The sequence below is a fragment of the Solidesulfovibrio sp. genome (genome assembly GCF_029978005.1).
Lineage (GTDB): Bacteria > Desulfobacterota > Desulfovibrionia > Desulfovibrionales > Desulfovibrionaceae > Solidesulfovibrio.
In genome coordinates this window covers 33,220-46,378 of sequence record NZ_JARKOZ010000051.1, presented here as the reverse complement: position 1 = coordinate 46,378, position 13,159 = coordinate 33,220, and the positions used below count along the sequence as shown (strand labels likewise).

General features: G+C 69.9%; 11 protein-coding genes. 8 read left to right on the top strand and 3 right to left on the bottom strand.

The window, feature by feature from the left end:
- Nucleotides 1–215 (top strand): cation:dicarboxylase symporter family transporter (locus tag Q1K70_RS06060; protein ID WP_366521657.1); only part of this gene is annotated, 215 nt, incomplete at its 5' end.
- A gap of 104 nt (nucleotides 216–319) precedes the next feature.
- Here Q1K70_RS06060 and Q1K70_RS06055 read toward each other — a convergent pair.
- Nucleotides 320–1,603 carry a glycosyltransferase family 4 protein gene (locus tag Q1K70_RS06055; RefSeq protein ID WP_300156903.1) on the bottom strand — a complete coding sequence of 428 codons (1,284 nt, stop codon included), beginning with the start codon at nucleotides 1,601–1,603 and terminating at the stop codon, nucleotides 320–322.
- A gap of 2 nt (nucleotides 1,604–1,605) precedes the next feature.
- Complete coding sequence (locus Q1K70_RS06050; protein ID WP_300156901.1) at nucleotides 1,606–3,282, bottom strand: putative transporter; 1,677 nt, start codon at nucleotides 3,280–3,282, stop codon at nucleotides 1,606–1,608.
- A gap of 439 nt (nucleotides 3,283–3,721) precedes the next feature.
- On the opposite strand from Q1K70_RS06050, the gene Q1K70_RS06045 reads away from it, so the two are divergent.
- Complete coding sequence (locus tag Q1K70_RS06045; protein ID WP_300156899.1) at nucleotides 3,722–5,167, top strand: FAD-binding oxidoreductase; 1,446 nt, start codon at nucleotides 3,722–3,724, stop codon at nucleotides 5,165–5,167.
- 34 nt (nucleotides 5,168–5,201) lie between these two features.
- Complete coding sequence (locus Q1K70_RS06040; RefSeq protein WP_300156897.1) at nucleotides 5,202–5,567, top strand: translation initiation factor Sui1; 366 nt, start codon at nucleotides 5,202–5,204, stop codon at nucleotides 5,565–5,567.
- 37 nt (nucleotides 5,568–5,604) lie between these two features.
- Here the strand turns inward: Q1K70_RS06040 and Q1K70_RS06035 are convergent, their stop codons facing one another.
- On the bottom strand, nucleotides 5,605–7,449 hold the full coding sequence (locus tag Q1K70_RS06035) for a sigma 54-interacting transcriptional regulator (protein ID WP_300156895.1): 1,845 nt from the start codon (nucleotides 7,447–7,449) through the stop codon (nucleotides 5,605–5,607).
- 232 nt (nucleotides 7,450–7,681) lie between these two features.
- Between Q1K70_RS06035 and Q1K70_RS06030 the strand changes: the two genes are divergently transcribed.
- The 5 genes from Q1K70_RS06030 (at nucleotide 7,682) to Q1K70_RS06010 (ending at nucleotide 13,151) form a co-directional block, all read left to right on the top strand.
- On the top strand, nucleotides 7,682–8,935 hold the full coding sequence (locus Q1K70_RS06030; RefSeq protein ID WP_300156893.1) for a 3-isopropylmalate dehydratase large subunit: 1,254 nt from the start codon (nucleotides 7,682–7,684) through the stop codon (nucleotides 8,933–8,935).
- A gap of 89 nt (nucleotides 8,936–9,024) precedes the next feature.
- Nucleotides 9,025–9,525 (top strand): 3-isopropylmalate dehydratase small subunit, encoded by a 501-nt coding sequence (locus Q1K70_RS06025; RefSeq protein WP_300156891.1) that lies wholly within the window; start codon nucleotides 9,025–9,027, stop codon nucleotides 9,523–9,525.
- Between the two features lie 124 nt (nucleotides 9,526–9,649).
- A complete protein-coding gene (locus Q1K70_RS06020; RefSeq protein WP_300156889.1) occupies nucleotides 9,650–11,134 on the top strand; it encodes a DASS family sodium-coupled anion symporter in 1,485 nt (494 codons plus the stop codon).
- Nucleotides 11,135–11,193: 59 nt separating this feature from the next.
- Nucleotides 11,194–12,129, top strand: coding sequence for a malate dehydrogenase (gene mdh, locus Q1K70_RS06015; protein ID WP_300156888.1), 936 nt, complete (start codon nucleotides 11,194–11,196; stop codon nucleotides 12,127–12,129).
- Nucleotides 12,130–12,209: 80 nt separating this feature from the next.
- On the top strand, nucleotides 12,210–13,151 hold the full coding sequence (locus tag Q1K70_RS06010) for an alpha/beta hydrolase (protein ID WP_300156887.1): 942 nt from the start codon (nucleotides 12,210–12,212) through the stop codon (nucleotides 13,149–13,151).
- Nucleotides 13,152–13,159: the final 8 nt, after the last annotated feature.

Sequence of the window (13,159 nt, the reverse complement as noted above, 5' to 3'; positions counted from 1 at the left end):
CCGTGGGCCACATTCCGGTGGCCTCGCTCACCCTGCTTCTGGGCGTGGACCGCTTCATGTCCGAGGCCCGGGCCATCACCAACATGATCGGCAACGGCATCGCCACCATCGTGGTGGCCAAGTGGGAGAACGCCCTGGACGTCCATCAGCTCGACGCCGCCCTGCATCCAGGTACGACGGCGGTGGGCGCGCGGGTCCTGGCCGGCGAGGAATAGGCCCGGTCGGGCCGCCTCGGGAAAGGCGCGGATGCCCGCCGACCCGTCGGGTCGGGACAGAGCGTCCGCGCCTGCCGCATCGCCTGCGCGGGGCAGGGCCGTCGCTAGGATTGCAGGGGGAAGAGCCGCTCCAGCCGGGTGGACAGGGCATCGGCCAGGGGTTGGTACCCGGCCCGGGCGATCTCCGCAAAAAGCGACAGCAGCATCGCGCGGCACACCCGCCAGTAGGCGTCGTCCGGTTCGCGCAGGGGCGAAAGCGGCAGGTCCAGGGTGTCCAGCCAGGGTGCGACGATCGCCTCCAGGTCCAGACGGGCCTGGGCGGCCATGATGGTCTCGCCGATGAGGCCTTCGGCGCTGCGGCGGGGCCAAGGCTCGGCAGCGGGAGCTTCGCGCAGCCCGTTTCCTGCCGCGCACTCCAGATAAAGGCTTTCGTAGCGGTCGATGCACCGCCCCAGGGAATGCCGCTCGAGGATGGCGGCCCTGGCCTGGCGGCGCATGGTTTCCAGGCCGTCGGCGGACTCGCCGGCCACGGCCCGACGGACCAGGTCGAGGAACCCCTGGCGGTCCCGGGGATCGAAGAGCCAGCCGGTGCGGCCGTGGGCCACGATCTCGGCCATGCCGCCGTCCGCGGAGACGATGGGCAGGCAGCCGCAGGCCATGGCCTCGGCGCAGGCCAGGCCGAAGGCGTCCTGCCTCGAGGCCAGCACCAGGAAATGCGCCTTGGCGTACAGGTCGGGCATGTCGCGGCGAAGGCCGAGGAAGCGCACCCGCCCCTGGTACGCTTCCGGGCCGGTCTGTCCGCTGCCGGCCAGCATGAGCTCGATTCTTGGGTCCAGCGCCAGGAGCGGCTCGGCGAGCTGGTCGAGGTGGAAATGCACCGCCTTGCCGCGTTGGGCGACCTCCAGAAAAACGATGCCTTCCCGTGATCGCGGCGCGGCCGGATGAAAGAGCTCCGTGTCGACGCCGTTATGGATGACCACGGTCCTTTCCGGAAAGGGCTGCACGCTCCTGACCGCTTCCGACACGCAGACCGTGACGTCGATGGAGGGCGAGCGCTGGCCCCGGTCGCACTGGTGCATGACCTCGATGAGCGTCGGCACGCCCGTGGCCTCGGCCGCCTCGCAGGCCACGGGATCGAAGCCGCCGTTGAACTGCACGATGTCGGCGTCCCGAAACAGGGCGCACAGGCGCTCGAAGCGCCCGGCGGCCGGCACGGCGACGCACCAGTCCCGGTCGCAGACCGTGTCCGGGCGGAAGATGTCGGTGAAACAGCAAGTGTAGCGGAACCTGCCCCGATCGACCGAGCGGGCCAGGGCCTCGTCCATGCGGCTGATGCCGTTGCCCGTCCCCATGGAGAGCGTGCAGGAAACGATGTTGACCGGGCGCATGGTCAGCCGGAAAAAAGCGCCAGCACGAGCAGCTGCCCCGTGACCACGCGCAGGATCATGGTCAGGGGATAGACCGTGGCGTAGACCGAGGCCGGGGCGTCGCCGCCGAGCATCTGGCCGGCGAAGGCCAGGGCCGGCGGATCGGTCATGCTGCCGGCGAGCAGTCCGCAGGTCGAGGCGTAGTTGCACTTGAGAAACACCCGGCCGACGACGCCGGCCACGGCCAGGGGCACGAAGGTGATCGTCGTCCCGGCCGCGAGCCAGTAGAGGCCCTGGCCGGACAGCACCGAGGCCAGGAAGCGTCCGCCGGCGGCCAGCCCCACGCAGGACAGGAACAGGCTGATGCCGATCTCGCGCAAAAGCAGGTTGGCGCTTTGGGGCATGTACCAGACCAGCCCGCCGAAATGGTGCAGCCGGGAGAGCAGGATGGAGACTAAAAGCGGCCCCCCGGCCACGCCGAGGCGCACGCCGGTGGGCAGGCCCGGCAGGGGCACGGGCAGGCTGCCGAGCAGCGTGCCCAGGAAGATGCCGATGAACATCGGCAGGATGTGCGGATGCGCCAGCTGGGTGGAGGAGTTGCCGATGCGCCCGGCCGCGGCCTCGAGCTGTTCGGCCCGGCCGACCACCCGCAGCATGTCGCCGAAGTGCAAGGGCACGTCCGACCCCGGCGAGAGCTCCGTGCCGGCCCGGATGATGCGGGTGACCGTGACCTCGTGGCGTCCGGCCAGGTCGAGTTCCGGCACGGTCCGGCCGATGGCCTGGCGTCTGGTGACGATCATCCGGCGCACCTCCAGCGGTCCGGGCAGTTCCGGCAGACTGGCTTTGCTTATGCGTCCGACCTGGCGGCAAAAAGCCTCCAGGGCCTCGGGCCGGCCCACGGCGTGGAGCAGCATGCCGGGGGCAAGGATCGTGTCGGCCCGGGCGGCCTCCACCGCGTCCCGGACCATGACCCGCGACACCACCACGCCGCCCGAGGCGACGCCGGGAAGCTTGTCCAGGGGCGCGCCCATGACCTCGGGCCGCGTGGCCTCCACTGTGGCGGCGGCCAGGGGCGGATGCTGCTGCCGCATCTGCTCTTCGAGCTGGCGAGTTTCCCGCGCCGGGTCGATGCGGAACGCGGCCCGGATGGCCAGCATGGCCAGGATGATGCCGACGATGCCGAAGGGGTAGGCCACGGCGTAGCCCAGGCCGGCCTGGGCGGTGGCCACTTCGGCGGCGGCCGGAGCCGCCTCGCGAAAGGCTTGGCAGGCGGCGGCCAGCGACGGAGTGTTGGTGGTCGCGCCGGAATACAGCCCCACGGCCGTGGCCAGGGGCAGGCCGCCGAAAAGGTGGAACGCGGCGGCGAGCCCCGCCCCGAGCAGCACGATGAGACCGGCCATGGCGTTGAGCCGCAGGCCCCGGCGGCGCAGGGAATCGACGAATCCCGGCCCGACCTGCATGCCGATGGCGTAGACGAAGAGAATCAGCCCGAATTCCCGGACGAATTCCAGCACGTGGTGGTCGACGGCCAGCCCCAGATGGCCGGCGGCCAGGCCGCTGAAAAGCACGCCGCCGACGCCGAGGCTCACCCCCCGGACGCGCACGCGCCCAAGGGCCAGGCCGGCGGCGGCCACGAGCCCCAGCACCGCCACGGCTTGCGCCGGAGACTGGTTGGAAAAAAGTTGCGCGAGCCACTGCATGGGACGCTCCCGGCCCGGCCGTCCCGCCTGACGGGGCGGAGGGGATGTGTTGGCGGCGTGGCGGTAGGGCGGCCCTGTTGCCGCGTCGTCTCGCACCCCGGGACGGCTTGGCCGGGGCGGGGCCGCCGGGCGCGTCCCGGGCGGCCTCCCGCGCACTTGCAGTTTGGCTGGGGACGGGCGCGGGCGTCAAGTCGGGCGAAGGGGGGCATGGCCCTGGCTGATCCGCGTTCCCCTCTCGCCCTGTCGCAAACGCTGTGGAAGCGGGCGGATAATTTCAATGCCCGCTTGGCGGGAGGGGCGATCCCCTGCTAACCTGGCTTCAAAGCCGACGTGCGGCGTGGACGCGGCTGTCGCGACCGATGCGCCGGCCGACGCGAACCCTTGAAGGCGAGCAGCAAGAACCCTCTTTCATCATTGCCCGAGGCGACAAGGAGACGTCATGACCGCGAAGCCTTTCGATGCCGACCATGTTCCGAAGCCGTCCCAGGCGGACGTCGACGGCCTGCGGGCCCGGATTCGGGGCCGGGCGCTGACGCCCGCGGACCCCGCGTTCGAGACGGCGGCCCTGCGTTTCTGGAACAGGCTGGGGCCGGTCTCGCGCCGCCCCCGGCTGATCGTCCGGGTCGCCGCCGCGCAGGACGTGGCCGAGGCGGTGCGGTTCGCCCGGGCCCACGGGCTCAAGGTGGCGGTGCGCGGCGGCGGGCACAACTGGGCCAATCCGACATTGCGAAACGGCGGCCTGCTCATCGACCTCGGCGAGCTGAACCAGGTGGCGTCCATCGACGTGGCCGCCCGGCGGGCCGTGCTCCAGCCCATCGTCAGCAACCGCGAGGTCCAGGCCCGGCTCAACGCCCTGGGCCTGTCCTATCCCAGCGGGCATTGCCCCGAGGTCAAGCTGAGCGGGTATCTGCTGAGCGGCGGCATGTCCTGGAACCAGGGCGTCTGGGGCCCCGGGGTCGGCAGCGTGGAGGCGATCGAGCTGGTCACGGCCCGGGGCGAGCGCATCCTCGCCGACAAGGACCACAACGCGGACTACTTCTGGGCGGCGCGCGGGGCCGGACCGGGCTTTTTCGGGGTGGCCACGCGCTACCACCTGAGGCTCTACGACCTGCCCCGGGCCATCGCCGGCAGCGTCTGCCACTACCCCATGGCCGAGGCGGGGACCGTGGCCCGCTGGCTGGAAGCCGTGGCGCCAGCGTTGCCCGCCAACCTCGAACTGAGCCTGTTCCTGGTCGCCGCCCCGCCCGAGGTGGCGGCCAAGTGCCCCCCGGCCGACGCGGGCAAGACGTGCATGGTGACGGCCACGGTCTTCGCCGATTCCCTGGACGAGGCCAGAGCCGCGCTGGCGGCCCTCGACGCCTGTCCGGCCATGGACAAGCATCTTTTCAAGGAAACGGCCGCACCGACCGATTTTTCGGCCCTGTTCGACGCGTCCGGAGCCCTGTGGCCTCAGGGGATGCGCAGCCACGTGGACGCCATGTTCTTCAACGCCGGACTCGAGGACATGGTGCTGGCCGTGCGGGACCACTTCGTCGCGACGCCCGCGCCCGAAGGACTCGTTCTCTTCACGATCTTCACCGGTCCCGACGTCCCGGCTCCGCTGCCGGATGCGGCCTTCTCCATGAGCGCCCGCTACTACGGCGGGCCCTGGACCCAGTGGCGCGACGCCGGGGACGACGCGGCGGCCACCCGCTGGCACGACCGTTGCCTGGATCTGCTGACGCCGCTGGCCTGCGGGCATTACATCAGCGAGTCGAGCATGGTGCGCCGCCCGGACTTCGTGCGGCGGTCGTACAGCGAATCGGCCTGGAACCGCCTGCGGGAGCTGCGGCAAAAACACGACCCCGACGGGGTGTTCTACGATTATTTCGAAGCCCTGTCTTGACGGCCGCCGGTTTGCCTGGAATCCAACCGGGACGATGGCGAAGCGAAGCGAAAACAATTCCGGCCTGGTCTATTCCACGGACCAGGGCCGCATGTGTCCCGGCTGCGGCCGGCCCGTGGCCGGGTGCGCCTGCGCCAAGGGGCGGGGTGCGCCGCCGGGGGACGGCGTCGTGCGCATTTCCAGGCAGACCAAGGGCCGCAAAGGCGCGGGCGTGACCTGCGTGACCGGCCTTTCCCTGCCGCCCGGGGAGCTCGAAGCCCTGGCCGGCCGGCTCAAGCGGCGCTGCGGCGCGGGCGGGACCGTGCGCGACGGCGTCATCGAGATACAGGGCGAGCACCGCGAAGCCCTGGCCGAGGAACTGCGCAGGCTCGGGCACAAGGTGAAGCTCGCCGGCGGATAACGACGGCCCGCCGGCGGCTTTTGGCCGATGTCCGCGCTTACGACATGCCGAGATGCTTCATCCTGCGCCAGAGCGTCGAACGGCTGATGCCGAGGGCCTTGGCCGCGTCCACGAGCTTTCCTTTCGCCCCCTCCAGGGCGGCGCGAATCTCCCTGGCCTCGCTCATGCCTCCGGCCGCGTCGGGACCCGGCTCCTGAAGCACCCGGCGCACCAGCGCCTCGGTGACCGTCTCCTCCTTGCAACTGGCCGCGATGCGGGCGGCCGCGTTTTGCACCTCGCGCACGTTGCCCGGCCAGGGATGGCGCTTGAGCACGGCCAGGCAGGCCGGGGACAGGGCCAGGGGCCGGCCCAGGGCGCGCAGGAAATGCCGGGCCAGGATCGGGACGTCCTCGCGGCGTTCGCGAAGCGGCGGCAGGGGCAGGTGCAGGACGTTGAGGCGGTAGTACAGGTCGGCGCGGAAAAGCCGCCGCTCCACCATGTCCCGGAGGTCCTTGTTGGTGGCCGCGACCACGCGCACGTCCACGGGCACGACATGGTCCCCGCCCACGCGCATGACCTTCTTCTCCTGAAGCACGCGCAGGAGCTTGGCCTGGACCACCGGGTCCGCCTCGGCCACCTCATCCAGGAAGATGGTGCCGCCGTGGGCCAGTTCGAAAAGCCCGGCCTTGCCCTTGGGGCTCGCTCCCGTGAACGCGCCGGCCGTGTAGCCGAAGAGTTCGCTTTCGAGCAGTTGGCCGGGCAGGGCGGCGCAGTTGACGGCGACGAACGGTCCCATGGGCCGCCGGCCGTGGTTGTGCAGGCCCTGGGCGAAGAGTTCCTTGCCGGTTCCGGTCTCCCCGGTGACGAGCACGGTGGCGTCGCTGCGGGCGTAGTCCATGCCGAGTTCGATGGCCTGTCGGATGGCCTGGCTTTCGCCCAGGATGTCCGCAAACCGCGCCGCGGCCACGTGCCCCGCGTCCAGGGCGCGCCGGCGCACGGCCGCCTCCATCTTCTGGATGCGGCGCACGTCGTGGAAGGTGGCCACCGCACCGGCCGTGCGGTCCCCCACGGCGAGGGCGATCTTGTCGCAGATGACCTCCTGGTCGAAGACCTTGAGGATGTGCCCACGTTCGTCCCGGCCGCCGCGCGCGACCTTCTCCAGGCGCAGCTCCGGCCAGACCGTCCGCACCGGCCGGCCGAGGACGGCCTTCTCCTCCAGCCGGACGGCCCGGGCCGCGACGGGGTTGCACAGCGTGACGCGGCCGTGGCCGTCCACGGCCACGATGCCGTCGGCGACGTTGGCCAGCACGGCACGCAGCAGCTCGCCCTTGGCCTTTTCGCCGTCCAGGGCGTGGCCGACGCGCTCGGCCTCCTCGACTGCGCCGAGGATGCTCTCCAGGCCGCTCTCGATGGCCTGGGCCGGGATGCCGAGACGCTCGGCCGTCAGCGCCGAGATGATGCCGCCGACCACCACCTGCGCCCCTTCGTCCCTGGCCCGCAGCACGAGCCCCTCGGCCTCGGCCTCGTCGGCCAGGTCGTAGACGCGCACGTCCAGGCCGAGGAGGTTCCCGATCGATCCCATGCCCGTGGTCATGGACGGGAAGGCCACCACGCCGATGCGCTGGCCGTGGCTTTTGGCCTTGCCGATGGCCCGCAGCACGTCGAAGCCCGTGGTCGGCACGGCGACCACGGTGAGCCCGGGCACGGCCTTGGCGATGGCCTCGGCCGTGCCGCCCCGGGAGACGACGACCTCCACGCCTTCGCGGGCGAGCTGGGCGGCCGCCTGCGCGCCTTTGCCGAGGAGCCCTTCCACGAGGCGGATGTGCTTGTGCCTGGCGTGCAGGGCGGCCTTGGCGTCTCGGTAGAGGTCGGGGCTGGGGGCGACGAAGGCGATGTCGGCCATGCGGTCTCCTGAAACGAAATGAAACGTTTTTCAGCGAAATAGAACGTTTTGCGTTTCATGACAATGCCATTGTTTGTTAATGCATTGAAATTAAAAATGATATTTTTGGAACGATTGCTGCTTCCCTCCTCGACACACGGACGAAAGGCTCCCGGAGCCGCCCCGTACCCCGGGGCCCGGCCGGGATGCGCCGCGACCGCATTGGAACCCGAACACTTTTCAGGAGGCCTCGATGCACGCCATCGAAAAGATCCTTGCCCGGGCCGCCGGCGTCCCCTCGGTGGGCGCGGGGGAGATCGTCAACTGCGACGTGGACCTGGCCGGCATCAACGACCTGTACCTGCAAACCGTCCGCTCGTTTCGCGAAATGGGCGGCGTCAGGGTGCACGCCCCGGACAAGGTCGTCATGTTCCTCGACCACTACGCCCCGGCCTCGACCATCGCCCAGGCCGAGAACCAGAAGCAGTTCCGCGAGTTCTGCCGGGAGCAGGGCATCGACCTGCTCATGGACGTGGACCAGGGCGTGTGCCACCAGGTGCTGGCCGACAAGGGGCTCGTGCGCCCCGGCCAGGTCGTGGTGGTCACGGATTCCCACACCACCACCCATGGCGCTTTCGGCGCTTTCGGCACCGGCGTCGGGGCCACGGACCTGGCCATCATCCTGGTCACGGGCAAGCTCTGGTTCCGGGTGCCGGAGATCGTGCGCATCCGCCTGGAGGGCAAGCCCCGGCCGGGCGTGTACGCCAAGGACGTGATCCTGCACGTCATCGGCCGGCTCAAGGCCGACTACGCCGTGTACAAGGCCGTGGAGTTCGCCGGCCCGACCCTGCGCCAGTTCGGCGTCTCCGAGCGCATGGCCCTTTGCAACATGACCACGGAGATGGGGGCCAAGACCAGCTACATCCAGCCCGACGACGTCACCATGGCCTTTCTGGCCTCCCGGGGCTGCCCGCCGGCGGACGTTCCGACCACCGACCCCGACTTCCGCTACGCCGCCGAGCACGTCTTCGACGTCTCGGCCATCGGCCCCCAACTGGCTGCGCCATTTAGCGTGGACAACGTCTCCGATCTGGCCGCGCACGCCGGCAAGCCCGTGGATCAGGCCTTCCTCGGCACCTGTACGGGCGGGCGCGTCGAGGACCTGGCCGTGGCCGCCGCCATCCTGCAAGGCAAGCACATCCACCCCGGGACCCGCATGCTCGTGGTGCCGGCCTCCAAGGCGGTGTTCCTGGAAGCCATGGAGCGGGGCTACGTCCAGGCCCTGGTCGCCGCCGGGGCCACCTTCGTCACCCCGGGCTGCGCCGCGTGCCTCGGCACCCACGAAGGCCTGCTCGCCTCGGGCGAGCGCTGCATCAGTTCCTCCAACCGCAACTTCCCGGGCCGCATGGGCCATGCCAAGGCGGAGATCTTCCTGGCTTCCCCGGCCGCCGTGGCCGCTTCCGCCCTGGAGGGCCGGATCGCCGACCCGGCCAAATACCTCGCCTAGGCCGGCGTCCCTTACCAAGAAACGATTCGAGGAAGCTGTCCGTAACGGGCGTGCGCGCCCTTTCCGGACGCGACAGGAGGAGCATCGCCATGCAGACGACCATCACCGGCAAGGCCTTCGTCTACGGGGCCAACGTCGACACCGACCAGATCTATCCCGGCCGCTTTCTGGACCTGACCGATCCCGAGGACGTGGCCAGGCACGCCATGGAGGGGGCCGATCCGCTCTTTGCCTCCCAGTGCGCCCCGGGCGACGTCGTGGTCGCCGCCACCAACTTCGGCTGCGGCTCCAGCCGGGAGCACGCCGTGGTCACCCTCAAGGCCGCCGGCGTGGGGGCCATCCTGGCCGAGTCCTTCGGCAGGATATTTTTCCGCAACGCCATCAACCTGGGCCTGCCGGCCATCGTCTGCCCGGGCGTGCAGGAGGCCGTGGCGCGCGGGGACGTCGTGTCCGTGGACATCGCCGCGGGCACGGTCGCCAACAAGACCACCGGCGCGACGCTCACGGCCCAGCCCCTGTCGGACTACGTCATGAACATCCTGCGAAATGGCGGCATCAAGCCCATGATCCGCAAGAGCCTGGGTTTGTAGAGGCCGGGATAAGTAGAGCCCGTCGGCAGTTTCAATGAAAGAGCGATGTCCCGTGCGTCACCCCCAAAAGCGTCCGCTTCCGGGACGTGACGCGAGGGCGACACGCGCAACCCCGGGAGGAAGCATGCGATCCACCCTCGGCAGAAGCCTCGCCCCGTTTGCGGTCGGCCTGGCCGTGTACTGCGTTCCCACGCCGGCCGGGCTCTCGCCCCAGGCCTGGCTCTATTTCGCCCTGTTCCTGGCCGTGGTGGCCGGGCTCATCCTCGAACCCGTGCCGGCGGCCCTGGTCGGCGTGATCGGCGTCGTGGCCGCCTGCCTGCTCGGCGTCGGCCCGGCGGTCAAGGACAAGGCCGTCACCAACGGCGACCTCGTCAACTGGGGGCTGTCGGGATTCTCCCAAAGCACGGTCTGGCTCATCTTCGCGGCCTTCATGTTCGCCATGGGCTATGAAAAATCCGGCCTCGGCAAGCGCATCGCGCTGCTTCTGGTCAAGCGCCTGGGCAAGAGCAGCCTGGGCCTGGGCTACGCCGTGGTCTTCGCCGACGCGGTGCTGGCCCCGTTCATGCCTTCCAACACCGCCCGCAGCGCCGGCACCATCTTCCCCATCGTGCGCAACATCCCGGTCATGTACGACTCCCTGCCGGACAAGGAACCGCGAAAGCTCGGGGCCTACCTGGTCTGGGTGGCCCTGGCCGGCACCTGCGTCACCAGTTCGCTGTTCATGACCGGCCTGGCCACCAATGTGCTGGCCGTGAGCATCATGAGGCAAAACGGCTTCGGCGTGGAGTGGCTGCAGTGGTTCAAGGCCTTCGCGCCCGTGGGCGTGCCGCTGCTTCTGGCCGTGCCGCTTCTCACCTACGTCCTTTATCCGCCGACCATGAAGCGCTCCGAGGAGACGCCCCGCTGGGCGGCGGCGCAGCTGGCCGAAATGGGGCCGCTGCGCCGCCAGGAGGTCGTCATGGCCCTGCTGGCCGTGCTGGCCCTGGTGCTGTGGATCTTCGGCGAAAAGGCCCTGCCCGATATGCTCAAAACCGGCTTCGGCGTCGTCTATCCCGGCATCAACGCCACCACGGCGGCGCTTTTGGTGCTGGTGGCCATGGTGCTGACCGGCGTGGTCACCTGGAACGACATCATAAGCAACAAGCAGGCCTGGAACGTGCTCGCCTGGTTCGGCACCCTGGTGGCCCTGGCCGGCGGCCTGGCCAACGTGGGTTTCCTCAAGTGGTTCGCCGGGTTCTCGACCTCCCTGCTCCAGGGTTTCGGCCCCGGGACCGTGGCCGTCGGGCTCGTCGTGCTCTTCTTCTTCGCCCACTACTTCTTCGCCAGCTCCACGGCCCACGCCGCGGCGCTTCTGGCCCTGTTCCTCACCACGGCCAAGGGCATCCCGGGCCTTAACCAGGGGCAGACGGCGCTTCTGTTGTGCCTGACCTTCGGCATCATGGGCATCATCACTCCCTACGGCACCGGCCCGAGCCCCATCTGGTACGGCACGGGCTACGTCAAGGCCGGCGAGTTCTGGCTGCTCGGCGCGGTCTTCGGGCTGCTGTTCCTGGGCGCGTTCCTGTTCGTGTGCGTGCCCTGGATCGCCTTCATCGGCCTGGGCGGCTAGGAAGCCCCCTTTTTCCGCAACGTACGAACAACCGGCCGTCGGCCGGTCCGGGAAGGCGCATGAACGGCAAGATCACGGTATTCGGCGCGGGCAACGTCGGCGGCGCGGTCGTCAGGCGGCTGGTCGAACGCAAGTTCTGCAAGAGCGTCGTGCTGGTGGACAAGGCTCCGGGCAAGGCGGCGGGCATCGCCCTGGACCTCCTGGAGGCGAGCCCCATCGACCTTCTGGAGCCGGTGTGCGTGTCCGGCGACGACCTGGAGCAGACGCGCGACTCGGAAATCGTCATCATCACGGCCGGGGCCACCCGCAAGGAGGGCATGACCCGCGACGACCTGCTGAAGATCAACGCGGCCATCGTCGGCGAGTGCGTCGCCCAGGCCGCCCGCTACAGCCCGTACGCCTTCTACATCATCGTGAGCAACCCGCTCAACGTCATGTGCCACGTGGCCATGCGCGCCGGCCAGCTGCCCAGGAGCCGCGTGGTCGGCATGGCCGGCGTGCTCGACACCTGCCGCTTCCAGTACTTCCTGTCCAAGGAGCTCGGCGTGTCGGTGGAGAACGTCCAGGCCATGGTGCTCGGCGAGCACGGCGAGGACATGGTGCCCGTGCCGCGCTATTCCACCGTGGCCGGCATTCCCGTTTCCGAGCTATTGCCCAAGGAGCGCCTGGACGCGCTCATCGGCCGCACCCGCGACGGCGGGGCCGAGATCATCCGGCTCATGCAGACCAGCGCCTTCTACGCCCCGGCCTCGGCCGTCATCCAGATGGTCTCGGCCGTGGTCATGAACAAGAAGAAGATCCTGCCCTGCGCCGCTTTCCTGACCGGCCAGTACGGCATACACGAGACGTTCGTCGGCGTTCCGGTCAAGCTCGGGGCCAGCGGCGTGGAGGACGTCATCGAGGTCGCCTTGACGGACGAGGAAAAAAGCGCCCTGGTGGCCAGCGCGGCCAAGATCAAAAAACAGCTCGCCGTCATCGGCGAAACGAACGGTTGAACCGGCCCGACCGGGAAAAGGCGCGACGCCCCGGCCCCTGGCGGCGTCGCGCCGGCAACGCGGACCTCTGGAGGAAATGCATGAGCCAAGCGACTGCCGGCCCCGGCCGGCGAATCCGGGAACTCGGGCCGTCGCCCTTTCTGCGTGGGTTTGTGCTCCGCGATTTCGAGACTTCCGAGGGCATCGGGCTGCGCTTCGCCGCGGCCGGCGACGGGCCGCCGCTGCTCCTTTTGCACGGCCACCCCCAGACCCACGCCACCTGGCGCAAGATCGCGCCGGCCCTGGCCGAACGGTTCAGCGTGGTCGCGGCCGACCTGCGCGGCTACGGCGACAGCGGCAAGCCCGAGGGCGGCGCGGACCACGCCAACTACTCCAAGCGCGCCATGGCTGCCGACCAGGTGGAGCTGATGCGGGCCCTCGGCCACGACCGCTTCCACGTGGTCGGCCACGACCGGGGCGCGCGGGTGGCCCACCGCATGGCCCTCGATCATCCCGAGGCCGTCGCAAAGCTGGCGCTCCTCGACATCGCCCCCACGTCGACCATGTACGAACGCACCGACAAGGCCTTCGCCACGCGTTATTTCTGGTGGTTCTTCCTCATCCAGCCCTATCCGCTGCCCGAGCGCCTCATCGACGCCGACCCGGAATTCTTCCTGCGCCGGCACATCGCCGGGCAAAACAAGATCCCGGACGCCACCGAGCCCGAGGTCCTGGCCGAATACCTGCGCTGCTACCTTGACCCCATGACCCGCCACGCCATCTGCGAGGACTACCGGGCCGCGGCGGGCATCGACCTGGCCCACGACGCGGCCGACGGCGACAAGCGGATCGCGGCTCCGCTGCTGGCCCTCTGGGGGGGCCGGGGTACGGTCGGGGCGCTCTACGATGTGCTCGAGACCTGGCGGGAAAAGGCCCTGGACGTGCGCGGACGGGCGCTCGACTGCGGCCACACGCCGCAGGACGAGTGCCCGGGCGACCTGCTCGGCGAGCTGCGCGCGTTTTTCGGCGAGCCCGCCTCCTGATCCAGTGC